Origin of the sequence: Streptomyces sp. NBC_01471 (assembly GCF_041438865.1) — a bacterium.
Classification (GTDB): domain Bacteria; phylum Actinomycetota; class Actinomycetes; order Streptomycetales; family Streptomycetaceae; genus Streptomyces.
The window spans coordinates 3,062,874-3,089,531 of the sequence record NZ_CP109450.1 but is presented as its reverse complement, the minus strand read 5'-3'; the positions used below and the strand labels follow the sequence as shown (position 1 = coordinate 3,089,531).

General features: G+C 70.4%; 23 protein-coding genes. 14 read left to right on the top strand and 9 right to left on the bottom strand.

The genetic code is table 11. The features are described 5' to 3' along the window. Positions 1-4: 4 nt before the first annotated feature. Together OG285_RS13375 and OG285_RS13370 are read right to left on the bottom strand one after the other, a co-directional pair. Positions 5-2,002 (bottom strand): CocE/NonD family hydrolase, encoded by a 1,998-nt coding sequence (locus OG285_RS13375; RefSeq protein WP_356828937.1) that lies wholly within the window; start codon positions 2,000-2,002, stop codon positions 5-7. A gap of 12 nt (positions 2,003-2,014) precedes the next feature. Continuing rightward, positions 2,015-3,529 (bottom strand): oligopeptide:H+ symporter, encoded by a 1,515-nt coding sequence (locus tag OG285_RS13370; protein ID WP_356828935.1) that lies wholly within the window; start codon positions 3,527-3,529, stop codon positions 2,015-2,017. A gap of 177 nt (positions 3,530-3,706) precedes the next feature. Between OG285_RS13370 and OG285_RS13365 the strand changes: the two genes are divergently transcribed. The 5 genes from OG285_RS13365 (at position 3,707) to OG285_RS13345 (ending at position 9,346) form a co-directional block, all read left to right on the top strand. Beyond that, a complete protein-coding gene (locus OG285_RS13365; RefSeq protein ID WP_356828933.1) occupies positions 3,707-4,717 on the top strand; it encodes a polyprenyl synthetase family protein in 1,011 nt (336 codons plus the stop codon). Between the two features lie 446 nt (positions 4,718-5,163). Further along, on the top strand, positions 5,164-6,438 hold the full coding sequence (locus tag OG285_RS13360) for a DUF2092 domain-containing protein (RefSeq protein ID WP_356828931.1): 1,275 nt from the start codon (positions 5,164-5,166) through the stop codon (positions 6,436-6,438). A gap of 260 nt (positions 6,439-6,698) precedes the next feature. Continuing rightward, the gene (locus tag OG285_RS13355) at positions 6,699-7,634 is read left to right on the top strand and encodes an ATP-binding cassette domain-containing protein (RefSeq protein ID WP_371791049.1); all 936 of its coding nucleotides are present in this window, start codon (positions 6,699-6,701) and stop codon (positions 7,632-7,634) included. Then, positions 7,621-8,577, top strand: coding sequence for an ABC transporter permease (locus OG285_RS13350; protein WP_371791048.1), 957 nt, complete (start codon positions 7,621-7,623; stop codon positions 8,575-8,577). The genes OG285_RS13355 and OG285_RS13350 overlap by 14 nt, the downstream gene beginning before the upstream one ends. 187 nt (positions 8,578-8,764) lie before the next feature. Beyond that, positions 8,765-9,346 (top strand): TetR/AcrR family transcriptional regulator, encoded by a 582-nt coding sequence (locus OG285_RS13345; RefSeq protein ID WP_371791047.1) that lies wholly within the window; start codon positions 8,765-8,767, stop codon positions 9,344-9,346. Between the two features lie 102 nt (positions 9,347-9,448). Here the strand turns inward: OG285_RS13345 and rarD are convergent, their stop codons facing one another. Both rarD and OG285_RS13335 read right to left on the bottom strand, forming a co-directional pair. Then, positions 9,449-10,465 carry an EamA family transporter RarD gene (gene rarD, locus OG285_RS13340; protein ID WP_371791046.1) on the bottom strand — a complete coding sequence of 339 codons (1,017 nt, stop codon included), beginning with the start codon at positions 10,463-10,465 and terminating at the stop codon, positions 9,449-9,451. A 159-nt stretch (positions 10,466-10,624) separates the two neighbouring features. After that, positions 10,625-11,479, bottom strand: a complete 855-nt coding sequence (locus OG285_RS13335; RefSeq protein WP_356828921.1) for an SDR family oxidoreductase — start codon at positions 11,477-11,479, stop codon at positions 10,625-10,627. A 253-nt stretch (positions 11,480-11,732) separates the two neighbouring features. Between OG285_RS13335 and OG285_RS13330 the strand changes: the two genes are divergently transcribed. Further along, positions 11,733-12,068, top strand: a complete 336-nt coding sequence (locus tag OG285_RS13330; protein ID WP_356829104.1) for a helix-turn-helix domain-containing protein — start codon at positions 11,733-11,735, stop codon at positions 12,066-12,068. Between the two features lie 60 nt (positions 12,069-12,128). Here OG285_RS13330 and OG285_RS13325 read toward each other — a convergent pair whose 3' ends face one another. The 5 genes from OG285_RS13325 to OG285_RS13305 form a co-directional block, all read right to left on the bottom strand. Beyond that, positions 12,129-13,190 carry a 2-oxoacid:ferredoxin oxidoreductase subunit beta gene (locus OG285_RS13325; protein ID WP_371791045.1) on the bottom strand — a complete coding sequence of 354 codons (1,062 nt, stop codon included), beginning with the start codon at positions 13,188-13,190 and terminating at the stop codon, positions 12,129-12,131. Next, positions 13,183-15,198 (bottom strand): 2-oxoacid:acceptor oxidoreductase subunit alpha, encoded by a 2,016-nt coding sequence (locus tag OG285_RS13320; protein ID WP_371791044.1) that lies wholly within the window; start codon positions 15,196-15,198, stop codon positions 13,183-13,185. The genes OG285_RS13325 and OG285_RS13320 overlap by 8 nt, the downstream gene beginning before the upstream one ends. Before the next feature lie 284 nt (positions 15,199-15,482). Continuing rightward, entirely contained in the window at positions 15,483-16,142 is a 660-nt protein-coding gene (locus OG285_RS13315; RefSeq protein ID WP_356829102.1) for a response regulator transcription factor, read from the bottom strand. A gap of 287 nt (positions 16,143-16,429) precedes the next feature. After that, on the bottom strand, positions 16,430-17,764 hold the full coding sequence (locus OG285_RS13310; RefSeq protein WP_371791043.1) for a sensor histidine kinase: 1,335 nt from the start codon (positions 17,762-17,764) through the stop codon (positions 16,430-16,432). 351 nt (positions 17,765-18,115) lie between these two features. Next, positions 18,116-19,285 (bottom strand): sensor histidine kinase, encoded by a 1,170-nt coding sequence (locus OG285_RS13305; RefSeq protein ID WP_371791042.1) that lies wholly within the window; start codon positions 19,283-19,285, stop codon positions 18,116-18,118. Positions 19,286-19,631: 346 nt separating this feature from the next. Between OG285_RS13305 and OG285_RS13300 the strand changes: the two genes are divergently transcribed. The 8 genes from OG285_RS13300 to OG285_RS13265 are packed head-to-tail and all read left to right on the top strand — an operon-like array spanning position 19,632 to position 26,647. Continuing rightward, on the top strand, positions 19,632-19,985 hold the full coding sequence (locus OG285_RS13300; RefSeq protein ID WP_356828911.1) for an NADH-quinone oxidoreductase subunit A: 354 nt from the start codon (positions 19,632-19,634) through the stop codon (positions 19,983-19,985). After that, the gene (locus OG285_RS13295) at positions 19,976-20,701 is read left to right on the top strand and encodes an NADH-quinone oxidoreductase subunit B (RefSeq protein WP_371791041.1); all 726 of its coding nucleotides are present in this window, start codon (positions 19,976-19,978) and stop codon (positions 20,699-20,701) included. Before OG285_RS13300 ends, OG285_RS13295 begins: the two co-directional genes overlap by 10 nt. Further along, positions 20,698-22,008, top strand: a complete 1,311-nt coding sequence (locus OG285_RS13290; RefSeq protein ID WP_371791040.1) for an NADH-quinone oxidoreductase subunit C — start codon at positions 20,698-20,700, stop codon at positions 22,006-22,008. Before OG285_RS13295 ends, OG285_RS13290 begins: the two co-directional genes overlap by 4 nt. Beyond that, positions 22,005-22,973: a complex I subunit 1 family protein gene (locus OG285_RS13285; protein ID WP_356828905.1), complete on the top strand. Its 969-nt coding sequence runs from the start codon at positions 22,005-22,007 to the stop codon at positions 22,971-22,973. The genes OG285_RS13290 and OG285_RS13285 overlap by 4 nt, the downstream gene beginning before the upstream one ends. Continuing rightward, positions 22,973-23,542: an NADH-quinone oxidoreductase subunit I gene (locus OG285_RS13280; protein WP_356828903.1), complete on the top strand. Its 570-nt coding sequence runs from the start codon at positions 22,973-22,975 to the stop codon at positions 23,540-23,542. Before OG285_RS13285 ends, OG285_RS13280 begins: the two co-directional genes overlap by 1 nt. Further along, positions 23,539-24,201 (top strand): NADH-quinone oxidoreductase subunit J, encoded by a 663-nt coding sequence (locus OG285_RS13275; RefSeq protein ID WP_371791039.1) that lies wholly within the window; start codon positions 23,539-23,541, stop codon positions 24,199-24,201. Before OG285_RS13280 ends, OG285_RS13275 begins: the two co-directional genes overlap by 4 nt. Further along, complete coding sequence (gene nuoK / locus OG285_RS13270) at positions 24,201-24,650, top strand: NADH-quinone oxidoreductase subunit NuoK (RefSeq protein ID WP_371791038.1); 450 nt, start codon at positions 24,201-24,203, stop codon at positions 24,648-24,650. Before OG285_RS13275 ends, nuoK begins: the two co-directional genes overlap by 1 nt. Next, positions 24,647-26,647 carry an NADH-quinone oxidoreductase subunit L gene (locus OG285_RS13265; RefSeq protein ID WP_371791037.1) on the top strand — a complete coding sequence of 667 codons (2,001 nt, stop codon included), beginning with the start codon at positions 24,647-24,649 and terminating at the stop codon, positions 26,645-26,647. Before nuoK ends, OG285_RS13265 begins: the two co-directional genes overlap by 4 nt. Positions 26,648-26,658: the final 11 nt, after the last annotated feature.

The window sequence follows — 26,658 nt, the reverse complement described above, 5'->3', positions numbered from 1 at the left end:
CGGCCTACCCCGCCGTGCGCGGAATGCGCTTCTCCCAGCTCCGCCGGAACACCACCTCGTCGCCCTCCTGGCACACCACTTCGCTCGACGTGATGAAGTCCTGGGCGTCGCAGGTGATCTCGGAGCGGGTGCGCACCCGGGCGTCCCAGCCCGTCTCCGGGCGGTGCAGCCGGATCGACCAGTCCGAGCGGGTGTGCGCCGACAGCGGGTCCGCCTCGTTGATCGTGTACGTCTCCAGCGCGTCCTCGCTGAACTCCAGGCCGTCCGGGTAGATCCGGGTGCCGCCGTACCTGGGGTCCACCTCCAGACGCCAGTCGCCCTTGGCCACATCCCGTACGACCAGCCGCTCGGGGCGCTCGTCAGGATTGTCCGGGTACTCCACGGCCAGCGGCTCCGACTGCTCCGGTTCCTCGAAGGTGATGTCGTCCTCGGTGTGCGCGCGGACCGGGAGTTCCATGGTCGAGGCCGCCGGATCCAGGGTCCAGCCGTGCGCCGAGTCGGGCTGCGGCCAGATCCACGGCCAGTAGGCGGACGAGACCGAGAGGCGGATGCGGTGGCCCGGCGGGAAGGTGTGGCCGACGCCGTTCAGTTCGAAGGTGAGCGACTCGGTGGTGCCCGGCTCCCAGGGGTCCGACCGGTCCCGGCCGTGGCGTGCCGAGAAGTTGAGCGCGCCCCGGGTGACCAGGGTGGACGCCCCGTCCGGTGCCACGTCGCAGAGCCGCGCGACGACCTGTCCCGTGGGGACGTCGGAACGCACCGAGAGGTGCACGGTCGCACGGCCCAGGATCTCGATGGGGGCCTGGCGGACGGGGAATTCGAAGCAGACGGACTTCGCGTCCTCGTCCCGCTGGTCGGGGGGCAGGTCGGAGTCGTTGCCGAACGGGAAGAACCGCCCCGCGTCGAGACCGGTCTGCATCGGCGACCTGACCTCCATCGGGTCGCCCTGGAGCGCGTACGACACGGGCGTCACATGCGGGGACGGCCAGGCCGTGTCGCCCACCCAGCGGCCGGCCAGCTCCGGGTAGACCGTGGCCGGCGGGTGCGACTCGCTGATCCACGAGCGCAGCAGCGGCTCGTCCATCACCCCGTTCTCCTCGCCCTTCAGATGGTGGTCCCACCAGCGCAGGGTCTCCTGGAGGAAGCCGATCGCCGGTCCTGGCGGCAGCCCGCGGTCCGGGTACTGGTGCGACCACGGCCCGATCAGCCCCCGCACCCGGGACGGGTCCAGATTCCCGACGAGCCGCAGGGCCGTGTCCCGGTACGGGTCGTGCCAGCCGCCGACGGTCAGGACGGCCGCCTTGATGGCCGGATAGTCCTCGCAGACGCTGCCGTGCTTCCAGTAGTCGTCGCGCGTCTGATGGGCGAGCCAGGTGTGGATGAACGGCTCCACGGCCTCAAGACGGCTCAGCCACATGTCCCGCCAGACCGAGCCGACCTGCGCCGGGTCCGGCGGCCGTGACACGAAGGCGAGCATCGTGGCCGCCCAGGCGTGCATGTCGACGGCGAGCACCGAGCCGCCCATGTAGTGGACGTCGTTGTCGTAGCGGTCGTCGGCCGAGCAGACCGTGACGATCGCCTTGAGGGGCTCCGGGGCGATGGCCGCGATCTGGAGCGAGTTGAAGCCGCCCCACGAGATGCCGAACATCCCGACCTTGCCGGTGCACCAGTCCTGCTCGGCCAGCCAGTTCACCACCGCGACCCCGTCGGCCAGCTCCTGGGCGTCGTACTCGTCACCGGGCATCCCGGTCGAGTTGCCGTGGCCGCGCACGTCCACCCGGACGGAGGCGTATCCGTGCCCCGCGTACCAGGGGTGCCGCTGCCAGTCCCGGGGCGCCGTCCAGTCGCTCAGCCGGTACGGAAGGTATTCGAGCAGGGCGGGGACCGGCCCGGGCGCGTTCACCGGACGCCAGATCCTGGCGTACAGCTGCGTGCCGTCCGGGAGCGGGATCCAGACGTCCTCGCGGCGGGTCTCGTACGGGAATTCGGTGCGGATTCGAGCCACGGCAGGCGCTCCTCAGTGGACGGGGTGCATAGTGCGTTTGAGCCAGGGGGCGGCGGCGACGACCGCGAGCCCGGCGACGACCGCGATGCCGCCGTTGACGCCGAAGTACGCCGGGTCGGAGACCTTGCCGTACAACTTCACGATCTGGGCCTGGATGCCGTTGGCGAGGGCGAGCGACAGGAACCAGAGCGCCATCGTCTGGCTGGCGAAGGCGGCGGGGGCGAGCTTGGTGGTGGCGGACATGCCGGAGGTCTCGACCAGGATGTCGCCGAGCCCCAGCAGCGCGTACGAGCCGACGATCCACCAGACGGACATCAGCCAGTCGCTGCCCGTACGGCCGGATGTGGCGGGAACCATGATCAGGAAGGAGAGACCGCCGAGGATGGTGCCGATCGCGATCTTGTTGGAGGCGTGCGGCTGGTGCTTGCCCATCCGGACCCAGACGGCCGCGACCACGGGGGCCAGCGCCACCTCGAAGGCGCCGAGCGCCGACGCGTACCAGCTGGCCGGGAAGTGGTAGCCGAAGATCTCCGTCCTGGCGTTGGTCGACGCGAGCAGGATCATCGTCGAGTACGCCTGGAAGAGGATGAAGTTGAAGACCACCGAGGCGAGGAACAGCACGATGTAGGGGCGCAGGTGGCCCCGTTCGGCCCTGGTCACCCGGGGGCTGCGGAACATCACGACGAAGAAGACGATCGGCGCGATCACCGAGATGATGGTCAGCGCGTCCACGGTGCGGTCCAGCGTCAGCCAGCCGGAGAGCCCGAGAACCACCGCGATCACGGCGACCGCCAGCGCCCCGCCGACGATCATCCTGATCGCGCGGCGCATCGCGTCGGGCGGCAGCGCCTGCTCGGCGCCGTCCGTGCGGCCCGCGATGGTGCGGCGCCCCAGGACGTACTGGATCAGACCCAGCGTCATACCGACGGCGGCGGCCGAGAAGCCCCAGTGCCAGCCCTCGTGGTCACCGAGCCAGCCGGTGATCAGCGGACCGAGGAAGGCGCCGATGTTGATGCACATGTAGTAGAGGGCGAAACCGGCGTCGCGGCGCTGGTCCTCGGTGCGGTACAGCTTGCCGACCAGGGTGGCGACGTTCGGCTTCAGGAGCCCCGTGCCGAGCGAGATGAGCCCCAGGCCGACCCAGGTCATGGTGGCCGTCGGCACGGCCATCGAGTAGTGGCCGAGCGCGATGAGGATGCCGCCGCCGAGGACCGCGCGGTACGAGCCGAGGATGCGGTCGGCCAGCCAGCCGCCCGCCACCGAGACCAGATAGACCAGCGTGCCGTACGCGGCGGAGATGGACGCCGCCGCTCCCGGCGACATGCCGAGGCCGTCCTGGTTGACCGCAGCCGTGAAGTACAGGACGAGGATGGCCTGCATCCCGAGGAACGAGAACCGCTCCCAGATCTCCAGGCCCGACAGGGTGGCCAGACCGCGTGGCTGGCCGAAGAACGAATGGTCGTCGCCCGGCTCAGGCGGGGGCTGGGACGGTGAGGCCAGCCCTGGCTGCGGCTCTGTTCCGGACAAAGGTACTGCTCCAATTCAAATCGACGTGTTTTGAACATACCGGTCACGCTCGGTATGTGCTCGGGGTGGGCGGGCAGGCGCTCATGGTGATCGAAAGAGGACCGGATACGCTGACTTGAGTGCGGACAGCGACACATCGACAATCCGTGTGATCGTCAGCAGACAGGAGATCCCCTCGTGACCGTCGTCGAGCCATTCGGGCTGAACGTGCGGGACCAGGCACTTGAGGCCGATGTCCAGGCCGGACTGGCGGCTGTCGAGGCCGGACTGCTCGATGCCACCAAGAGCGAGGTCCCTTTCATCACGGAGGCCGCGCAGCATCTTGTACGGGCCGGGGGTAAGCGCTTTCGTCCGCTCCTTGTGATGCTCGCTGCCCAGTTCGGTGACCCTTATGCACCCGGAGTCGTGCCTTCTGCCGTAGTGGTCGAATTGACCCACCTGGCGACGCTTTACCACGACGACGTGATGGACGAGGCGGAAGTACGCCGGGGAGTGGACAGCGCCAACGCACGCTGGGACAACTCGGTCGCGGTCCTGACCGGCGACTTCCTCTTCGCGCGCGCTTCGCACATCCTGGCCGACCTGGGCCCGGAGGCCGTACGTATCCAGGCCGAGGCGTTCGAACGCCTCGTCACCGGCCAGATCCTGGAGACCGCGGGCCCGCGCGACGGCCGCGACCCGGTCAGCCACTACCTCGACGTCATCGCGGGCAAGACGGGCTCCCTGATCGCCGTCTCCGGACGGTTCGGCGCGATGATGTCCGGCGCCGACGAGAGCGTCGTGAACATCCTGACGCAGTACGGTGAGCGGCTCGGCACCGCGTTCCAGCTCGCCGACGACGTACTGGACATCGCGAGCGACAGCCACGAGTCCGGCAAGACGCCCGGTACGGACCTGCGTGAGGGCATCCCCACGCTGCCGGTGCTGCGGCTGCGCGCCCAGGCCGCCGAGCACGGCCGTCCGGACGACCTCGCCCTGGTCGAGCTGCTGTCGGGCGACCTCACGGACGACGACCGGCACGCCGAGGCGCTGCGGCTCATGCGGGCGCACCCGGCCCTGGAGCAGGTCCGCCAGGACACCGTGCGGTACGCGGAGGAGGCGCGGGCCACCCTGGCGCCACTGCCGGAGTGCTTCGCGAAGACCGCCCTTGAGGAGCTGTGCGGCGCGGTGGTGCACCGCGTCGGGTGAGACGGGCTGCCTGTCTTCCTTCCTTCCTGTCTGTCTGCTTGCCGGGACCCGTGCCGCGTATCTGCGGACGGGTCCTTCTGCTGGGCCGGTCCTGACCGCGTCCGGGACGGGCCGGGAGAGGGCGGGGAACGGACCGCCCCTGTCGGGCGGCCGGTCACGGCGGACGCCCAAGCCCGGCCCGCCCGTTGGGCCGGTCGCGCCTGGCGGTTCCTTCGGACGGGTGGGCCTTCCCGCCCGGCCGCTTCCCCTACGGGGCGGGACGAGCGGCGGGCGCCGCCTGTCATACCGCAGCACTAGGCGGAGTTGCTCCCGGGGGCTGACGCGTACGTCCCGGGAATTTGGTGAGATGGACTGCACCACACCCCACCAATTCGGGTGAGAATGGCGGCGCGGGGTGGACGAGCGCAACCGTACGGATCGCCGCCGATCACGGAGGTAGGGCACACATGGCACCGAACGACAGTGCACAGGGCACCGGAGAGGCCGGGAATTCCCCCGCGGGCCGCCGGAAGGCGGCGCGTTATCTCGTCCCGGTCGGAGTAGCGGGGGTGGCGGCGGTGACGATCGGTCTCGTCCCGGCGCTCGCCAGCTCGGGCGACCCCAGCCTGCCGAAGATCTCGGCGCAGCAGCTCATCGAGAAGATGGCCGCATCGGACACCCAGCAGCTGTCCGGCACGGTGAAGGTCAGCTCGGACCTGGGCATCCCGTCACTGGGCGGCCTTGCCGGTTCCTTCGGCGGGGGCGCGCTGAGCGGTGGCGGCAAGGGCGGGTCGAGCGCGTCGCCCGACTCCAAGCTGATGGAACTGGCCTCGGGCACGCACACCCTGCGGGTGGCCGCCGACGGTCCCGCCAAGCAGCGGGTGTCCATCCTGGACAGCGCCGCCGAGTACAGCCTGATCCGCAACGACCGCCAGGTCTGGGCGTACGACAGCACGTCGAACCAGGTCTACCACTCGCAGACCGGTGCCTCGGCGGAGGGCGGCAAGGGCCACGCGGACGGCCGCAAGGACCGCGCCGACAAGCTCCCGGCCACCCCGAAGGACTTCGCCGCCCAGGCGCTGAAGGCCGTCGGGCCGACGACCTCGGTGAGTGTCGACGGCACGGCGCAGGTGGCGGGCCGCGACGCGTACCAGCTGCTCATCAAGCCGAAGCAGTCCGGTTCCACGATCGGTTCGGTCCGGGTCGCGGTGGATTCGAAGACCGGCACCCCGCTGAAGTTCACGCTCACACCGAGCAGCGGCGGCAAGGCGGCCATCGACGTGGGCTTCACCAAGGTCGACTTCGGGAAGCCCGCGGCCTCCACCTTCTCGTTCACTCCGCCGAAGGGCGCGAAGGTGACGGAGGGCGCCGCCCCGAAGGCCGGTACGCACACGGCTCCGAAGGGCGCTCCCAAGGGCACCCCGAAGGACCTGAAGTCCGCGGCGCCGGAGGACTTCAAGGGCCTGAACATCATCGGCAAGGGCTGGACGTCGGTGGCCAGGATCGACACCGGCAGCGGCAAGGGCATCGGCGCGCTGGGCGGCTCCGCGCAGAAGAGCGGCGCCCCGGTGGACGCGCAGAAGTTCCTCAGCTCGCTGGGGGACAGGGTGACGGGCTCGTTCGGCTCGGGCACCGTGTTCCACACCCGGCTGGTGAACGCGCTGATGACGGACGACGGAAAGGTCTTCGTCGGCACGGTCGACAAGGGCGCACTGGTCAAGGCGGCCGACGCGGCCAAGTAGGCACGGTGGCGGGTCCGGCAGGCTCCCAGGGGGCCGGCCGGACCCGTCGGCCTTTCCGGGGCCGGCCCGCCCGCCCGGCTGTCCCGTTCCGGACCCGCCCGGTGTCCGGGGCGGGTGTCCGGGGCGGCCCCTGCCCCGGCTGTTCCGGACGGCCTGCGTCAGGTCCCGCCTGCCTCCCCCCCCGGAGGGCGACGCGCACCGTGCGGCCCACGCCCCGTTAGCCTGGACCGCACGGTGCGCCGAACGACGGGACCATCGCCATGCCTGAAGCCGTCATCGAAACCCATGCCCTCACCAAACGCTTCCGAGGCGGCCAACTCGCGGTGAACCGCCTGGACCTCACCGTCCCGCGCGGCAGCGTCTTCGGCTTCCTGGGGCCCAACGGCTCGGGCAAGACCACCACCATCCGGATGCTCCTCGGCCTCATCGCCCCGACCTCCGGCACCGCGAGCCTGCTGGGGCAGCCGATGCCGCGCGCCGCCCGCAGCGTGCTGCCGGGCGTCGGCGCGCTCATCGAGGGCCCCGCGCTGTACGGGTTCCTCTCCGGCCGCGACAATCTGCTGCGCTACGACTCCGCCGACCCGCAGGCCGACCCCCGCACCCGGCGTGCCCGCGTCGACGCGGCCCTCGAACGGGTCGGGCTCGCCCACGCGGCTGCCAAGAAGGCCAAGGCGTACTCGCTGGGCATGAAACAGCGGCTCGGCCTCGCCTCCGCGCTGCTCCAGCCGCGCGGGCTGCTCGTACTGGACGAGCCGACGAACGGGCTCGACCCGCAGGGCATGCGGGAGATCAGGACCCTGGTCAGGGAACTGGCGGAGGACGGCACCACGGTCTTCCTCTCCTCCCATCTCCTGGACGAGATCGAACAGGTCTGCACCCACGCGGCCGTGATGGCCCGCGGGACGCTGCTCACCCAGGGCAGGGTCGCCGATCTCGCGACCCGCGGCCGCCTCGCCGTCGGCACACCGGACCCGGCCGAGGCCGCCCGCGTGCTCACGGAGCTGGGTGTCGCCGGCGTGGACGTGGCGGGGGACCGGGTGACCGGTGACATCCCGCCGGCGGAGACCGATGTGGCGGACCTCAACGCGGCTCTTGTACGGGAAGGTGTCCGGGTCAGGTCCTTCGGCCTCGAACGGGCCTCCCTGGAGGACGCTTTCGTCGCACTCACCGGAGAGGGTTTCGATGTCGCAGGCTGAGGCGTCCCGGCAGAAGCTGCCGCCGGGGGCCGTACCGGCGGATGGCGAACCGCAGAGTGGCAACCCGCGGTCCGGCGGGCCCGGGGCGGCGCGCGCCGCCGTGCGTCCGGGGTGGCAGCTCGGCCTCTTCCGTTCCGAGCTGACCACCACCTTCCGCCGTTGGCGCACCCTCGCCCTGCTCGCCGTGCTGGCCGCGGTCCCGGCCCTCATCGGCATCGCCGTCAAGGTGGAGTCGGACCACGGCTCGACGGCCCGCGACCCCAGCGGCAACGGCCCCGCCTTCCTCACGGACATCACCAACAACGGGCTGTTCCTGGTCTTCGCGGCGCTCGCCGCGACCCTGCCGGTCTTCCTCCCCATGGCGATCGGCGTCATCGCGGGGGATTCCGTGGCGGGCGAGGCAAGCGCCGGGACGCTCCGCTATCTGCTGGTCGCCCCGGCCGGCCGGACCCGGCTGCTGCTCGCCAAGTTCGTCTGCGCCGTGGCCTTCTGCCTGGCCGCGACCCTGGTCGTGGCGGCCTCCGCGCTGGCGGTGGGGGCGTTGCTCTTCCCGCTCGGCGACGTCACGACGATCTCGGGGACCCAGATCTCCTTCGCCGACGGTCTCGGCCGGGCCGCGCTGATCTCGGCCGTCGTCGCCGCCTCGCTCATCGGGGTCGCGGCCGTCGGCCTGTTCGTCTCCACCCTCACCAGCAGCGGAATCGCCGCGATGGCGACGACGGTCGGCCTGGTGATCACCGTGCAGATCCTGGACGGGATCCCGCAGTTGCACGCGCTCCAGCCGTATCTGTTCCCGCATTACTGGCTGTCCTTCGCGGACCTGCTGCGCGCGCCGGTCTACTGGGACGAGATCGTCAAGAACCTGGAACTGCAGGGCCTGTACGCCATGGTGTTCGGCTCGGCGGCCTGGGCGCGGTTCACCACGAAGGACATCGCGGCCTGAACGGGAGCAGGAATGAGGCTCCGGCAGAAAGACAAAAGGGAGGGCACGTGTCGTACCGAGAAGCCGTCCCCCGACGCGGCTCGACACGACACGTACCGTTTCCCCTCAGGCATTCTCGGACGTCCACCTTCCGCTGTCAAGACGCTACGTATCGTCCCCGGTCGTGACCGGTGAATAGACTCAAGCGGTGAACCTCACGCCCAATCCCGCGCGCCGCAGCGAGAAATCACAGCAGGCGATTCTCGCGGCCGCCCTCGCGCTCTGTATCGAGCGGGGGTACGCCCGCGTCACGATCGAGGCGATCGCCGCCCGTGCCGGTGTGAGCAAGAAGACGATCTACCGCTGGTGGCCGTCGAAGGGCGCTCTGGTGCTCGAAGCGCTGGACCACGAGGCCATCCGGACCCGCCCCTTCCCCGACACCGGTGATCTCGCGGCCGATCTGCACTCCCAGATGACCGGAGTGGTGCGGCTCCTCATGCATCCGCCGCTCGGCCCCGCGTACGCGGGGGTCCTCACTGAGATCCAGTACGACGACGAACTCGCCAGGACCGTGCAGGAAGAGTTCATCGATCCGCGGGTCAGGGGCGCGACGGGCCGGCTGCGCAGCGCCCAGGCGCAGGGCGTGCTGCCCAAGGACGCCGACGTGAATCTGGGGGTGGAGCTGCTCTACGGTCCGCTCTACTACCGGCACAGCCTGCGCAGGTCGCCGTACGACGCTGAGGAGATCAGCCGGCTGATCGCACATGTCCTGAAAGCGCTGGGCGCCTGAGGGCGGAGAACGGAACGCGGGGGTGACTCGGCCCGTGGCCGGTAGGCGGCAGGTAGGTGGCCCGTCGGTCACGGAGGCCGGCCGGGGCAGATGGCCAGGTGGTCAGGCGGCGGGCCCGGTGGCCGTCGGCTCAGTGGCTGCGGGGCCCGTGCTCGCCTGCCCCGGCCCCTGCGCCTGCCCCGGCTCCTGCGTCTGCTCCCGCTCCCGTGCCTCGGCCGTCAGCTGAGCGGCCCGTGCCCGCGTCCGGTGCGCGTTCCGCAGGGCGTCCCAGGTCAGAACCGTCAGGGCCAGCCAGACCAGCGCGAAGCCCGCCCACCGCTCCGGCGGCATCGCCTCGTGGAAGTACAGGACGCCCAGCCCGAACTGGAAGACCGGCGCCAGGTACTGGAGAAGTCCCATGGTCGAGAGCGGCACGCGGATCGCCGCCGCTCCGAAGAGGATCAGCGGGATCGCGGTCACCACACCCGTGGACGCGAGGAGCGCCCCGTGGGCCGGGGAGCCGAAAGTGGACTCGCCGCGCGTGGTGAGGAACAGCAGATACGCCAGCGCCGGCAGGAACTGCACCGCCGTCTCGGCCGCGAGCGACTCCAGTCCGCCGAGATTCACCTTCTTCTTGACCAGTCCGTACGCCGCGAAGGAGAAGGCCAGCATCAGCGAGATCCACGGCGGCTTGCCGTATCCGACGGTCAGGACCAGCACGGCCGCCGCGCCGGTGGCGACGGCGGCCCACTGGGCGGGGCGCAGCCGTTCGCCGAGCAGCAGGACACCCATCGCGATGGTGACCAGCGGGTTGATGAAGTAGCCGAGTGAGGCCTCGACGACCTGACCGTTGTTCACGGCCCAGATGTAGCCGCCCCAGTTGACGCTGATGACCACCGCCGCGATGGCCACGAGGCCCAGTCTGCGGGGTGTGCGGACCAGCTCGCCGATCCAGGCCCAGCGCCGCATCACCAGCAGCGCGATCACGACGACACCCAGGGACCACACCATGCGGTGGGCGAGGATCTCCATGGCGCCGGACGGCTTGAGCAGCGGCCAGAACATCGGGACGAGCCCCCACAGCACGTATGCCGCGGCGCCGTTCAGGAACCCTGTCCGCTGCTCGCTGGCGCCCTTCACGGGCCCTCCCCTGAGATCGTCCGGCACCCGTCGAAGGCATGAGGAATCTGGACTCGAAGGTAACGGGAGGAGGACCCGGCTGTCATGCCCGTGCCGTCATACGGTCACGCCGGAGGTGCGGTCATCGGGGCCCCGTATCCTCGCGGCGGTTCCGCGGTGTCACGCCAGCGCGGCCGCGACCGAGGCCGCGATCGGCGTGGTGGGGCGCCCCGTCAGCCGGGCCAGGTCGCCGCTCGTACCGGCCAGCAGGCCGCGCTCGATGGCGGCGTCCACGTCCACGAGGATGGCCGCGAACGCCTCCGGGAGGCCGGCGCCGACCAGGATCTCCTGGTGCGTGGCCGCCGGGACGTTGCGGTAGGCGATCTCCTTGCCGGAGGCCTTGGCGACCTCGGCGGCGTACTCGGCGAAGGACCAGGCGACGTCACCGCTCAGCTCGTAGACCCGGCCCAGGTGGCCGTCCGACGTCAGAACGGCAGCGGCGGCCGCCGCGTAGTCGGCGCGGGCGGCCGACGCGACCCGGCCGTCGCCCGCGCTGGCGACGACAGCGCCGTGTTCCAGGACCGGCGCGAGGTTCTCGGTGTAGTTCTCGTTGTACCAGCCGTTGCGCAGGAAGGTGTAGGGAAGCCCGGAGTCCAGGATCAGCTGCTCGGTCACCTTGTGCTCGGCGGCCAGCTGGAAGTCGGCGCCGGGGCCGCCCAGGACGCCCGTGTACGCGAGCTGTGCGACGCCCGCCGCCTTCGCCGCCTCGACGACCGCGGTGTGCTGCGGGACGCGTCGGCCGACCTCGCTCCCGGAGATGAGGAGCACCCGCTCGCCGGGGCGGAACGCCCCCTTGAGGCTCGCCGGGTCGTCGTAGTCGGCGATGCGCAGCTCCACACCGCGCGCCGCCAGGGCGGCGGCCTTCTCCTTGTTGCGGACGACGGCGGCGACCTGGTCCGCGGGGACCGTGGCGAGCAGCTCATCGATGACGAGGAGGCCGAGGGCCCCGGTGGCTCCGGTGACGACGATGCTCATGAGGTGGTGCTCCCTGTGGTTCGGGTGTTCGGGCGTTCGGGTTTTCGGGTGCAATTCGGAAGTTTCGTGCGGTTGGGGTGTTTCGCGCGGTTTCCCCTCCGGGGCTCACCTTACGGGGGGTACTAACCCTGAGAAAGTACCCACTTTGAAGTAAGGTACTGACATGGACGTAAGTGAAGTGGTGGGAGACCCGGCGAGTGATGCGGCGAGAGGCGCGGCGGCGGCCCGGCCGGTGCCCGACGTCAACCGGACGATGTGCCCCTCGCGCCTGATCCTGGAGCACGTCACCAGCCGCTGGGGCGTGCTCGTTCTCGCCGCGCTCCTGGAGCGTTCGTACCGCTTCAGCGAGCTGCGCCGACAGGTGGGCGGGGTCAGCGAGAAGATGCTCGCCCAGACGCTGCAGACGCTGGAGCGGGACGGCTTTGTGGACCGCGACGCCAAGCCGGTCATCCCGCCGCGGGTGGACTACTCGCTCACGCCACTCGGCAGGGAGGCCGCCGAGCAGGTGTGGGGGCTCGCCCGGTGGACCGAGCGGCACGTCGACACGGTGCTGACGGCGCGTGAGGCATACGACGGGGCCCGGTCCTGACGGAGCAGAACCGGGCCCGGGGCGGCGCCTGTTGACGCCTCATCTGTTGTCGATCCGTTGTCAGCCGGCGACGGTCCAGGTGTCGTTGCCGGTGAGGAGGGTGGTGAGGTCGCCCTTGCCGTGTTGCTCGATGGCGGTTTCGAGTTGGGTGTTCATGAGGGTGTCGTAGACGGGGCGTTGGGTGTTGCGCAGCACGCCGATGGGGGTGTGGTGGAGGGTGTCGGGGTCGGCGAGGCGGGAGAGGGCGAAGGCGGTGGTCGGTGACGTGGCCTGTGCGTCGTGGACCAGGATGTGGGCTTCGTTGTCGGGGGTGACGTCGACGACTTCGAGGTCGCCGGTGGTGTGGTCGCGGACGACGCCCTTGGGGTGTTCGGGGGTGCCGAAGCGGATGGGCTGTCCGTGTTCGAGGCGGATGACCGCTTCCTGGGCCTGTTCGCGGTCTTTGAGGGCCTCGAAGGCGCCGTCGTTGAAGATGTTGCAGTTCTGGTAGATCTCGACCAGGGCGGTGCCGGGGTGGTCGGCCGCTGCGCGGAGCACGCTGGTGAGGTGCTGGCGGTCGGAGTCGATGGTGCGGGCCACGAAGGACGCCTCGGCGCCGATGGCCAGGGAGACGGGGTTGAACGGGGAGTCGAGGGAGCCCATCGGCGTCGACTTGGTGATCTTCCCGGTCTCGGATGTGGGTGAGTACTGGCCTTTGGTCAGTCCGTAGATCCGGTTGTTGAAGAGGAGGATCTTCAGGTTGACGTTGCGGCGCAGGGCGTGGATGAGGTGGTTGCCGCCGATGGACAGGGCGTCGCCGTCGCCGGTGACGACCCAGACGGACAGGTCGCGGCGGGAGGTGGCGAGGCCGGTGGCGATGGCGGGGGCGCGGCCGTGGATGGAGTGCATCCCGTAGGTGTTCATGTAGTAGGGGAAGCGGGAGGAGCAGCCGATGCCGGAGACGAAGACGATGTTCTCTTTGGCGAGGCCGAGTTCGGGCATGAAGCCCTGGACGGCGGCGAGGACGGCGTAGTCGCCGCAGCCGGGGCACCAGCGGACTTCCTGGTCGGACTTGAAGTCCTTCATGGTCTGTTTGGCTTCGGCTTTGGGCACCAGCTGGAGAAGTTCGTTGCTCTCAGGCATCGGTGGCCTCCTTGAGTGCCGTCGCGAGCTGTTCGGCTTTGAACGGCATGCCGTTGACCTGGTTGTAGGAGACGGCGCCGACCAGGTATTTCGCGCGGATGAGGAGGGCGAGCTGGCCGAGGTTCATCTCCGGGATCACGACCTTGTCGTACCCCTTCAGGATGTCGCCGAGGTTGGCGGGGAAGGGGTTGAGGTGGCGCAGGTGGGCCTGGGCGATGGGGATGTTGTCGTTGCGCAGCCGGCGCACCGCCGCGGTGATGGGTCCGTAGGTGGAGCCCCAGCCCAGGACCAGGGTGCTCGCCCGGTCGGGGTCGTCGACGGTGAGGTCGGGGACCTGGATGTTGTCGATTTTGGCCTGGCGGGTGCGGACCATGAGGTCGTGGTTGGCGGGGTCGTAGGAGATGTTGCCGGTGCCGTCCTGTTTCTCGATGCCGCCGATGCGGTGTTCGAGGCCGGGTGTGCCGGGCACGGCCCAGGGGCGGGCGAGGGTGTGGGGGTCGCGTTTGTAGGGCCAGAACACGTCGGTGCCGTCGGCGAGGTGGTGGTTGGGTGCGGTGGCGAACTGGGTGCGCAGGTCGGGCAGTTCGGTGGTCTCGGGGATGCGCCAGGGCTCGGATCCGTTGGCGAGGTAGCCGTCGGAGAGCAGGAAGACCGGGGTCCGGTAGGTGACCGCGATCCGGGCGGCGTCCAGAGCGGCGTCGAAGCAGTCCGCGGGGGTCTTCGGTGCGATCACCGGGACCGGGGCCTCGCCGTTGCGTCCGAACATGGCCTGGAGCAGGTCGGCCTGTTCGGTCTTGGTGGGCAGCCCGGTCGAGGGCCCGCCCCGCTGGATCGCGATGACCAGCAACGGCAGCTCCAGCGACACGGCGAGCCCGATCGTCTCGGACTTCAGTGCCACACCGGGGCCGGAGGTGGTGGTCACCGCGAGAGACCCGCCGAAGGATGCGCCCAGGGCCGCGCCGATGGCGGCGATCTCGTCCTCGGCCTGGAAGGTCCGCACGCCGAAGTTCTTGTGGCGGGAGAGCTCGTGGAGGATGTCGGAGGCCGGGGTGATCGGGTACGAGCCCAGGTAGAGGGGCAGGTCCGCCTGGCGGCCGGCGGCGATCAGGCCGTAGGACAGGGCCAGGTTTCCCGAGATGTTGCGGTACGTTCCGGCCGGGAACGCGGCCGCGGCCGGTTCGACCTCGTAGGAGACGGCGAAGTCCTCCGTCGTCTCGCCGAAGTTCCACCCGGCGCGGAACGCGGCGACGTTCGCCTCCGCGATCTGTGGTTTCTTCGCGAACTTCGCCCGCAGGAACTGCTCGGTGTTCTCCGTCGGGCGGTGATACATCCACGACAGCAGGCCCAGCGCGAACATGTTCTTGGAGCGTTCGGCTTCCTTGCGGGAGAGCCCGAACTCCTTGAGTGCCTCGATCGTCAGCGTCGTCAGCGGCACCGGATGAACCTGATACGCCTCCAGCGACCCGTCCTCGAGCGGGGAGGTGAGGTAACCGACCTTCGCCATCGGCCGCTTCGAGAACTCGTCCGTGTTCACGATGATGTCCGCACCCCGCGGCACATCCGCGATGTTCGCCTTCAGCGCGGCCGGGTTCATCGCGACCAGCACATCGGGCGCATCCCCCGGCGTGAGGATGTCATGGTCGGCGAAGTGCACCTGGAACGAGGAAACACCCGGCAGCGTGCCCGCGGGCGCACGGATCTCCGCCGGGAAGTTCGGCAGCGTCGACAGATCATTCCCGAACGACGCCGTCTCCGACGTGAACCGGTCCCCCGTCAGCTGCATCCCATCACCCGAATCACCCGCGAACCGGATGATCACCCGGCTCAGGCGGCGTACTTCCTTGGCGCCGGACGCCTCTGTGGCGAGGCCCTCTGTGTCGATGCCCTCTTCGTCGAGGCCCTCTGTGCCGAGGCCCCCTTTGTCGATCAGAAGGGCGCGATGTTCCCCGACAACGGTCTCATCGGATCCGTCGGCCTGCTCGGCTGGGCTACTGACCTGGCTGGTCACTGAACTGGACCTCCCTCGGGCGGCTGCTCGGATGCGCCCGGCTGCCCGGGCACACCAGGACCCACCCTACGACGGTAAGGGTGGCCTTCCCTGGAAGGCTCATATGCCGGACGCCTTTTTGGGACATCGAAATGACCGGATTTAACGCCATTGAAACGGGCTCTCCGGTCTCCTCGGTGTCATCGGGCACTCGCGCTGAGTGCTCATCCTTTGGATCTAGGTCCTGCTCGCGGCCAGTCCTGCGATACGGCTCCGACCTCGCTATCTGACAGGGTGTCAGGCAATTACGACTTCAGATAGGTCAGCACGGCGAGCACCCGACGGTGATCCCCGTCACTCGGAGAGAGTCCGAGCTTCAGGAAGATGTTGCTGACGTGCTTCTCCACCGCTCCGTCGCTGACCACCAACTGCCGGGCCACCGCCGAGTTCGTCCGCCCCTCGGCCATCAGCCCCAGCACCTCGCGCTCGCGCGGGGTCAGCCCGGCCAGCACGTCCTGCTTGCGGCTGCGGCCCAGCAACTGCGCCACGACCTCGGGGTCCAGGGCCGTCCCGCCCTGCGCCACCCGGACCACTGCGTCCACGAACTCCCTGACTTCGGCGACCCGGTCCTTCAGCAAATAGCCGACGCCCCGGCTCGATCCGGCCAGCAGTTCGGTGGCGTACTGCTCCTCCACGTACTGCGAGAGGACCAGCACCCCGATCCCCGGATACTCCTTGCGCAGCCGTACAGCCGCCCGGACCCCCTCGTCGGTGTGGGTGGGCGGCATCCGTACGTCCGCGACGACCACATCCGGCAGCGACTCCTGCGCCGCCAGGTCCGCGATCGTCTTGATCAGCGCCTCCGCGTCCCCGACACCGGCGACGACGTCGTGACCGAGATCGGTCAACAATCGGGTCAGGCCCTCCCGCAGCAGCACTGAATCCTCGGCGATGACCACTCGCACTCTGTCCTCCACGACGCTCAAGCCCCCCACTTGGTGATAATTCCTGCCCTGCGCACACAGCATCCCAGCATCGGGGGCCGAGCGGGCAGGAGCCGGACCATCGTGCGGCAGGATGCGGCAGGGGGCAGGCACCGGCGCCGGGGGAGAGGAGCAGCCGGGGTCCCCGGGGGGTGGCAGGGACCGACGCCCGGGAGCGACGGACCGGGCCCTGTGCCGGGGGAGAGGCGCCGGCACAGAGGTGGAGGGACCAGCCCCTGCGCCGGGGAAGAGCGGGTGAGCCGGACCGGTCAGTCGCGCCAGGGCAGTTCGGCGGTGACGGTCGTCGGGCCACCGGGCGGCGAGTCCACGACCAGCAGTCCGTCGACCGCGTCGAGCCGCTCCGCGAGCCCCGCCAGACCACCGCTCGCGGCACCTGCGGTGAGGTCGCCGCCAGGTCCGGTGGCCCCGCCCCGGCCGTCGTCGGTCACCTGGAGCATGATGCGGTTCTCCACCCGCCAGACGTCCACACTCGCGCGGGTCGCCCCGGCGTGCTTGCTGATGTTCTGCAGGAGTTCCGAGACGGTGAAGTACGCGATGCCCTCGATGGCGGCAGCCGGTCTGGCCGGCAGATCCACCTCCACCCGCACCGGCACCGTGCACCGGGAGGCGATCGAGGAGAGCGCGGCGTCGAGCCCGCGGTCGGTGAGGACGGCCGGATGGATACCGCGGGCCAGGTCGCGCAGCTCCTGGAGCGCGATCTTGACCTCGCCGTGCGCCTCGTCGACCATCCGGGCCGCGGCCTCGGGGTCCGCCGTCAGCTTCTCCTTGGCCAGGCCGAGGTCCATGGCGAGGGAGACCAGCCGGGCCTGCGCCCCGTCGTGCAGATCCCGCTCGATGCGGCGCAGGTCCGCCGCCGCCGTGTCCACGACCACCCCGCGGTCCGACTCCAGCTCGGTGACCCGGCTGTCCAGCCGCGACGGGCCGAGCAGCCCGAGCACCAACATCCGGTCGACCCCGGCCAGCCCGCGGATCACCCAGGGGGTGGCGAGGACGAAGGCCAGACCGCTCAGGCTGGTCAGGGCGATCTCGAAGGGACTGTCGAGGTAGACGCTGTGCGTGGCGTCGCCGTAGAGCTGGATGCCGCCCGTGTTCGAGTAGGCCGGGAAGACCCACTGCCACAGCGGGTACGCGAACATCGCCCAGGCGTACGTCCACAGGACCACCGATACGCAGAAGGCGAAGACGGCCCACGGGAAGTGCACCAGCGCGTAGACGAGGTGCCGCCAGGACGCCCCGCTCTTCAGCACGGCACCCGCCCACGACATCATGCCGCCGGTCCTGCCCCGTACCGGCGCGGGATCCGCGATGTCGACCCGGAGCAGCGCCCGCGCCCTCGCCCGCTCCATCGCCCCGAAGCCCCGGCACACGGCCAGGCCCACGGCGAGCAGGGGGACACCGACGAAAGTCACCAGGAGGCCCGCGCTCAGCGAGAACATCGTGACCCCGAAGACGAAGAGCACGATGCTGATCGGCAGCGAGAGCAGCAGGTAGCCGAACTCGCGCCAGGTGCGGCCCTCGAACGGTGCACGCAGCACCGCCGGCACGCGGTGGTCCCGGGTTCTGGTGCCGTGATCCGTTGTCATGGCGGTGTCCGTTTCTCTTCGTCCGGGCTCGGCCGGCACATTCGGTTTGGTCGGCACATTCGGTTCGGCCGGCACGTGCGGCTGGTTGGCCGGCACGTGTGGCCGGTCGGCCGGCGCACGTGGCTGGTTCGGTACAGGTGGCTCGTCCGGTTCGGGCACCGACTGTCGGGCCCTTCGACCTTCCGGATCCATGCTCCCGGCCGGGGGCGCCGCCGACCATGAGGAAGGGCACCGTCTTCGACCGGGGGTTTTCCCCACCCCCGGGTCGAAGCCGGTGCCCCGCCGGCACAGCGCCCCGCCGGCACAGCGCCCTTCAGCACAGTCCCCGTCGGACACCAACCCGTTCCGGCGTCAGCCGCGGTCGCGCCAGGGCAGCTCCGCCGTCACCGTGGTCGGTCCGCCGACCGGTGAATCCAGTACGAAGAGCCCGTCGACCGCACCAAGCCGGTCGGCGAGCCCCGCCATGCCCGTACCGCCGTCGAGGCGCGCCCCACCACGCCCGTTGTCCGCGACCCGGATCAGCAACCGGTCGGCCGAGCGCCACACCTCCACCGAAGCGGAACGCGCCTGGGCGTGCTTGCTGATGTTCTGCAGGAGCTCCGAGACGGTGAAGTACGCGATGCCCTCGATGGCCTCGGCCGGCCGCTCGGCCAGATCGACACGGACCTTCACCGGAGCCGTGCACCGCGTGGCGATCGAGGAGAGCGCGGCGTCGAGTCCGCGGTCGGTGAGGACGGCCGGGTGGATACCGCGGGCCAGATCACGCAGCTCCTGCAGGGCCAGTTTGACCTCGCCGTGCGCCTCGCCGACCATCACGGCCGCCGCGTCCGGATCCTCCAGGAGCTTCTCCTTGGCCAGACCGAGACCCATGGCGAGCGCCACCAGCCGGGCCTGCGCCCCGTCGTGCAGATCCCGCTCGATGCGGCGCAGGTCCGCCGCCGCCGTGTCCACGACCACCCCGCGGTCCGACTCCAGCTCGGCGATCCGGCGCTCCAGCTCGTCGGAGGGCGAGAGGAGCCCGCGGACCATGGCGCGGTCCACGTTCGTCAGGCCGCGCGCGATGAACGGCAGCACCGGCCAGAGCACGAACAGACTGGGCAGGACCAGGGAGAACGTCAGTACACCCCACGGCAGACGGATGAATCCGTACAGCATCGTCCGCCAGCCCACCGGGTCCTTGAGGCTCATCCACAGCCTGGTGAAGAAGCTGCCGTCGCGCTTGACGAACAGCGGGCTCGGCTCCTCCACCCGGACGCCCAGCAGCCCTCGGGCCCGGGCCCGCTCCGCCCTGCCGAGCTGCCGCGCCCCGAGCAGCCCGACTGCGAGCAGCGGCAGCCCCACCACGGTGACGGCCAGGCCTCCACCCAGGGCAATCATGAACAGGACGTAAACAAACCCGGCAATCGCGGTCGGCAGGTTCGTCAGGAGGTGGGCGATCTCCTTCCAGGTGAACCGGTCGAACGCGAAGCGCGCGGGCGGCGGCCGGTCGGAGTCGAGCCGAGGGGAGTTGATCGCGGTCATGCGCCAAGAGTGCCGGGCGCCCGGGGCGGATGCCATGGGGCGGCTGGGTGGGATGAAGTAGGGATAACCCCACCATGCGGCGGGCCCCGCGCCGGGCACTGTGCCGGATCCGACTGCTTACCAAGTCTTTATCAGGGCCTAGACTCCCGTGCGTACGGATCGTCGAACGTGGCGAATGTGACGGACGAGGCGACGAAAAGGGCGCAGGGAGCGAGGGCCGGACGTGCCGGGACCGACCGTTGCCGCGGCGGGCCGAGCGGTTCTCGCCGCAGGCCGAGCGGGTCACACGGGTGGCGCGGGTCATGCGAGTCACGCTGCGGACCCCGGGTACTCGGGCTACTTCCACATGTACGCGGTCGTCGGTGTCATCGCGGTCGTCGGCGTGCTCTTCGTCGCCGTGGCCTTCGGGGCCGGGCGGCTGCTGCGGCCCGTGGTACCGACCCCCGAGAAGCTGCTGACGTACGAGTGCGGTGTCGACCCCGTCGGCGAGGGCTGGGCGCACACCCAGGTCCGCTACTACGTCTACGGCTTCCTCTACGTGATCTTCGCGGTGGACTCGATCTTCCTCTTCCCGTGGGCGACGGTCTTCGCGGCCGACGGATACGGGGTGTCGACGCTGGTGGAGATGTTCATCTTCCTCGGCTTCCTGGCCGTGGGACTGCTCTACGCATGGAAGAAGGGCGTCCTCGAATGGACGTGACGAACTCCGTCGACCTGCCGGACCCCCAGCTGCCTGGCGGCCGTCCGCAGGCCGGCGCGTTGCCGGACAGCCCGTTGCATGACAGCCCGTTGCATGACAGCCCGTTGTCGGACGACCGGTTGTCGGACGACCGGTCGCCGGACGGCCAGCTGACGGAATCCGTGCGTCCGCAGCGGCTGGGCGTGCTGTCCCGGCTGGCCCCCGAACCCATGAAGGTGGTCCTCAACTGGGGCCGCCGCTACAGCCTGTGGGTCTTCAACTTCGGCCTCGCCTGCTGCGCCATCGAGTTCATCGCGGCCTCGATGGCCCGGCACGACTTCATCCGGCTCGGCGTCATCCCGTTCGCCCCGGGCCCCCGCCAGGCCGACCTGATGATCGTCTCCGGCACGGTCACGGACAAGATGGCCCCCGCGGTCAAGCGGCTGTACGAGCAGATGCCCGAACCGAAGTACGTCATCTCCTTCGGCGCCTGCTCCAACTGCGGCGGCCCGTACTGGGACTCGTACTCGGTGACCAAGGGCGTCGACCAGATCATCCCCGTCGACGTGTACGTGCCCGGCTGCCCGCCCCGCCCCGAAGCGCTCCTCCAGGGCATCCTGAAGCTCCAGGAGAAGATCGCCAGGGAGTCGCTCGGCGAGCGCTACTCCGCGCCCTCCACCGCCCAGTTGACCAGCGGCCTCGTCGCCCCGCCGCCGGCACCGGGAGCCGGACAGTGACGCATCCGTACGACCGGCTCCCCGAAGCGGTCACCGAACTCTTCGGCGAGGAAGCCACCGCCGGGCACAGCTACGACCTGCTCACCGTCGACGTACCGGCGGCCTCCTGGCTCGCCGCCCTGGAGACCGCCAGGGACCGGCTCGGCTGCACCTATTTCGACTGGCTGAGCGCGGTGGACGAACCGGACGCCGGCTTCCGGGTCTGCGCCCACGTCGTGGCACTCGAAGGCCGTACGGTGCGCCGGCTGCTCGTACGCACCACGGTCCCGCACACCGCACCGGTCCTGCCGTCCGCCGTTGAGCTCTACGCGGGCGCGAGCTGGCACGAGCGCGAGACGCACGAGATGTTCGGCGTCACCTTCACCGACCACCCGCACCTGGTGCCGCTCCTGCTGCCCGAGGGCTTCGAAGGGCACCCGCTGCGCAAGGACTTCGTCCTCGCGGCCCGTGTCGCGAAGGCCTGGCCGGGCGCGAAGGAGCCGGGCGAGTCGACGGCGGGGCACGGAGCGGGGGCCGGTGGTGCGAAGCGCCGCCAGATGCTGCCGCCGGGTGTCCCCGACCCCAACGAGTGGGGCCCGCAGAAGGGCCAGCTTCCTCCGGCCCCGGCCCGCCCGGCACGCGCCGCACGCGCGGCGGCCGACCGCCCGGCACGGCGCGCCCGCAGCGTGAACGAGGGCTCCGCGAGCCAGTCGCCGACGACGGCGGAGAGCTCGGCGGGAACCCAGGCTTCGCCCCCGGCCGCACCTGCTGGGAGCACGCCTGCGGGGAACGCACCTGCTGGGAGCAGGCCTGCCGGGCGGACACCCGCCGGTCCTCGGCGGAGCCGAAGCGTGTCCGAGGGATCCGCGTCCCAGCAGCGGGCGGAACAGTCCGCACCTCCGGCGACCCCGCCCGCCCCGGCGCCCGGCGACGACGCGCCCTGGCGGAACGCCCGCCCAGCTTTCGAGCCACCGCCGGACCCGACCACGGAGGAGGGGGCCACAGAGGCCCCGGCCACGGAGGTTCCGGCCACGGAGGACGGCCCCACGGAGGCCCGGGGCAAGCAGGGTGGGCCGACGGAGGGCGGGCCGACCGGCGGCAGGGCACCGGAGCGCGCCACCGAGCCTGACACCGCACGCGAGCTCGAAACCGGACCCGAGCCCGAAACCGCACCGGCGCCCGCGCCCAAGCCGAAGCCCGAGCGCGAGTCCGAGCCCGAAACGGGAGCAACCGGAACAGAAGCCCCCGAAACAGCGGCATCCGAAACGGGAACCGCACCCGAGACGGACCCCGGTCCCGACACCCCCGCCGGAGGCGATACCGCGTGAACGACGTACTCGACGTCGCCATCCGGCTGGTCATCGTCTTTGTCGCCTTCCTGGTCCTTCCGCTGCTCGTGGGACAGGCCGAGCACAAGGTCATGGCCCACATGCAGGGTCGACTCGGCCCCATGTACGCGGGCGGATTCCACGGCTGGGCCCAGCTCGTCGCGGACGGCGTGAAGTTCGCGCAGAAGGAAGACATCGTCCCGGCCGATGCCGACCGGCGGATCTTCCAGCTCGCCCCCGCCGTCGCCCTGCTCCCGTACCTGCTCGTCCTGGTGGTCATTCCGGTCGGCCCGGGCGAGGGAGCCGTGGGCCAGGTCGTCGACGCGGGGATCTTCTTCGTGCTGGCCGTGATGGGCGTCGGTGTGCTGGGCTCGCTCATGGCGGGCTGGGCTTCGGCCAACAAGTTCTCGCTCCTGGGCGGAATCCGTACCGCCGCGCAGCTCCTCGCCTACGAACTGCCGATGCTGCTCGCCGCCGCATCCGTCGCGATGGCCGCCGGAACGGTCTCGCTGCCCGGCATCCTGGACGCGTTCGCGTGGTGGTGGATCCCGTGGCAGATCGTCGGCGGCCTGGTCTTCTTCACGGCGGGGCTGGCGGAACTCCAGCGCCCGCCCTTCGACATGCCCGTCGCCGACTCGGAGATCATCTTCGGTGCCTACACCGAGTACACGGGACTGCGCTTCGCGCTCTTCCTGCTCTCCGAGTACGCGGGCATCGTCATCCTCTGCGGTCTCACCGCCGTACTCTTCCTCGGCGGCTGGCACGGGCCCTGGGGCAGCGACGGACTCGGCTGGCTCTGGATGCTCCTCAAGACGGGCGTCCTGGCCTTCGGTGTGATCTGGCTCCGTGTGACCTATCCGCGGCTCCGTGAGGACCAGCTCCAGAAGCTGGCCTGGACCGTACTCATCCCGCTCGCCCTCGCGCAGATCGCGCTCACCGGCATTGTGAAGGTGGCGATCAGCTGATGCCTCCCGTTCCCGGTTCCGGTCTGGCCAAGGGCCTGGCCGTGACGCTCCGCACGATGACGAAGAAGACGGTCACCGCGCAGTACCCGGACGTCCAGCCCGAACTCCCGCCCCGTTCCCGCGGCGTGATCGGGCTGTTCGAGGAGAACTGCACCGTCTGCATGCTCTGTGCCCGTGAGTGCCCCGACTGGTGCATCTACATCGACTCCCACAAGGAGACGCTCCCGGCGGCCGCGCCGGGCGGACGCGAGCGCAGCCGCAATGTCCTCGACCGTTTCGCGATCGACTTCGCCCTCTGCATGTACTGCGGCATCTGCATCGAGGTGTGCCCCTTCGACGCGCTGTTCTGGTCCCCGGAGTTCGAGTACGCGGAGACGGACATCCACGAACTCACCCACGAGCGCGACAAGCTCCGCGAGTGGATGTGGACGGTGCCCGCGCCGCCCGCACTCGACCCGGCGGCCGAGGAGCCCAAGGAGATCGCCGCCGCACGCAAGGCGGCGGACAAACTCGAAGCCGCCCAGCAGGCCGAGCGGGCGCCCCAGCAGGAGCAGGAGGGGGAGGCGTGAGTCGCGCAGCAGACGCGGTCGCCGTCGCAGCCGCAGCCCACCCCGGGTTCCTGTCCCCGTCGGGCGTCGAGATCGCGTTCCTCCTTGTGGGCCTCGCGACCTTCGGCGCTGCCGTCATCACCGTCACGACCAGGCAGCTGGTGCACGCCGCGCTCTGGCTGATCGTGGCGCTCGGCGGCCTCGCCGTCGAATACCTGCTGCTGACGGCCGAGTTCATCGCCTGGGTGCAGGTGCTGATCTACGTCGGCTCGGTCGTCGTCCTCCTGCTCTTCGGGCTGATGCTCACCAAGGCCCCCATCGGCCGCTCCCCGGACGCCGATTCGGAGAACCGGTGGGTGGCACTCACGGTGGCCGTCGCCGCGGTCGCCTCACTCGTCTGGGTGGTCGTCGACGCGTTCCGTACGACCTGGATCAACCTCCACGGTCCGGTCCAGGGCTCCACCAAGGTGTCCGGCGAGACCCTCTTCCGCAACTGGGTGCTGCCCTTCGAGGCGCTCTCCGTGCTCCTGCTCGCAGCCCTGGTCGGGGCGATCGTCCTGTCCCGGAAGAACAGCGCCGCCGAGAACAGCGCCGCCGAGAACAGCGCGACCGGGAAGAGCGCCACCAGGACCAGCGCCACCAAGACCAGCGCCACCGAGAAGAGCAGGGAGCAGCGCTGATGCATCTCGTCTATCCCGCCGTGCTCGCTGCCCTCCTCTTCTGCGCCGGGCTGTACGGAGTCCTCGCCCGCCGCAACGTCATCCTGATCCTGATGTCCGTCGAGCTGATGCTCAACGCCGTCAACCTCAACCTCGTCGCCTTCGACGTATGGCTGCGCGACAAGCTCCACTCCGGACAGGCACTCACCCTCTTCACGATCGCCATCGCCGCCGCCGAGATCGGCATCGGTCTCGCGATCGTCCTCGCGGTCCACCGGAACCGGGGTACGACGGACATCGACAAGCTCCGCGACACCGCCGAATCACCCGCCCCGGACGACCCCGAGGAACCGCACCACCCCGAGGGGCCCGATGACCCGGACGGGCCCGAAGAACCCCACGACCCGCACGACCCCGACGGACCCGACGGGCCCGAAGACCGCGAGGAGAAGGCAGAGGCTGCCGCGTGACCACGACGACCCTCGCCGTCCTCGTTCCTCTGATCCCCTTCCTGGGAGCCGTGGCCGGACTGCTGCTCGGCCGCGTCGCGCCCGGATTCGTCCGCCCGCTGGCCATCCTCCCCACCCTCGTCGCAGCCGCACTGGCGATCACCGTCGCCGTCCGGCAGAGCGGCGGCCAGGCCATCGACGCAGCCACCCGGCTCACCCCCACCGGCTCCGTGCCCATCGACCTGTCCCTGCACATCGACGGCTTCGCCGCCCTCGTCGCCGTCCTGGTCGTGGTCGTCGCCGGATGCGTGCAGATCTACTCGACCGCCTATCTGCGCGACGACCCGCGCTATCCCTCGTACGCGGCGATCGTCTCGCTCTTCACCTCCGCGATGCTGCTCGTCGTCTACTCGGGCGACCTGATGGTGCTGCTCGTCGGCTGGGAAGTCATGGGCATCTGCTCGTACTTCCTCGTCGGCCACTACTGGGAGACCCCCGAAGCCCGCTCCGCCTCCCTCAAAGCCTTCCTGGTCACCAAACTCGGTGATGTCCCCTTCCTGATCGGCCTGTTCGCGCTCGCCACCGACGCCGGAACGTTCCGCATCACCGGCATCCTGCGGACCGTCTCCGACGGCGGACTCCACCACCCCACACTGGTCGCCCTGCTGCTGCTCGCGGGTGTCGCCGGGAAGTCCGCGCAGTTCCCGCTGCACACCTGGCTGCCCGACGCCATGGCAGGCCCCACCCCCGTCTCCGCCCTGATCCACGCGGCCACCATGGTCGCCGCCGGTATCTACTTCGTCGCCAGGCTGCTTCCCGTCTTCGCGGCGTCCGCGGCCGCCATGACCGTCCTCGCCGTCATGTCCGCGGTGACCATGATCGGATCGGCACTCGCCGCTCTCGCCCAGGACGACATCAAGCGCGTCCTCGCCTACTCGACCATCGGGCAACTCGGCTACATGTCGGGCGCCCTGGCCGTCGGCGACCGCGGCGCCGCCGTCTTCCACCTCCTCTCGCACGGTGCGTTCAAAGCCCTCCTCTTCCTCGGCGCCGGGGTGGTCATCCACGCCGCGGGCACCAACTCGCTGGCCGCCATGAGCCGCTTGGACCATCTGCCCAAGCGCATCCCCGACGCCTTCTGGACGATGACCATCGCCCTGCTCGCACTCGCCGCCATCCCGCCCTTCGCCGGATTCTTCTCCAAGGAATCCGTCCTCGGCGCCGCCGAGAACACCGCGCTCGGCGACAGCGCCTTCGCCCCCGCGGGCGCCGGCTGGACCGTGCTGATCGCAGGACTCGTCACCGCCCTGCTGACCGCCGCCTACGCCACCCGCCTCTGGCTCCTCGCCTTCCGCGGGAAGGGCAGCGAAGCCCCCGACCACGGCAAGCAGCCGCTCGTCATGAACGGTGTGCTCTGGCTCCTCGCCATCCCCACCATCGGCTTCGGGCTCACCGCCGGCCGCCTCAGCGACTGGTTCGACGGCAACAGCCTCACCCCGACCCTCACCACCTCCGTCCTCGGAACCGGCGTCGCCCTCGTCGGCGGCCTCGTCACCTATGGCACCTGGCGCCACACCACCGCCATGGCCCAGCGGCCCCCGATCGGTGCCGTCACCGCCCACCCGGACGCGGACCCGGGCACCGTCGAAGCCGAAGCCATCGCGACCCACCGCTCGGTCTACGGCAGCATCGCCTCGGCCCCCGACCCCCTCGACCCCGGCAGGCTGCTCCTCGGCCCGCTCCACCGCCACGCGGCGACCGGCTTCCACCTCGACGCCCTCTACACCGCCGCCTTCGTGCGCCCCGTACTCGCCGCGGCCCAACTGGTCCGTTTCCTGGACCGCGAGGTCATCGACACCTACGTACGCGGTGCGAGCGCAGCACCCCGCTGGCTCGGGGCCGCCTTCCGCCGGGCCCAGACCGGCAACCTGCAGACCTACCTCAGCGCCCTGCTCGCCGGATCCGTCGTCCTGGTGATCGCCGCCGTCGCCCTTGCCAACGCCTACGCCGGATCGTGAGCCGTGATCGA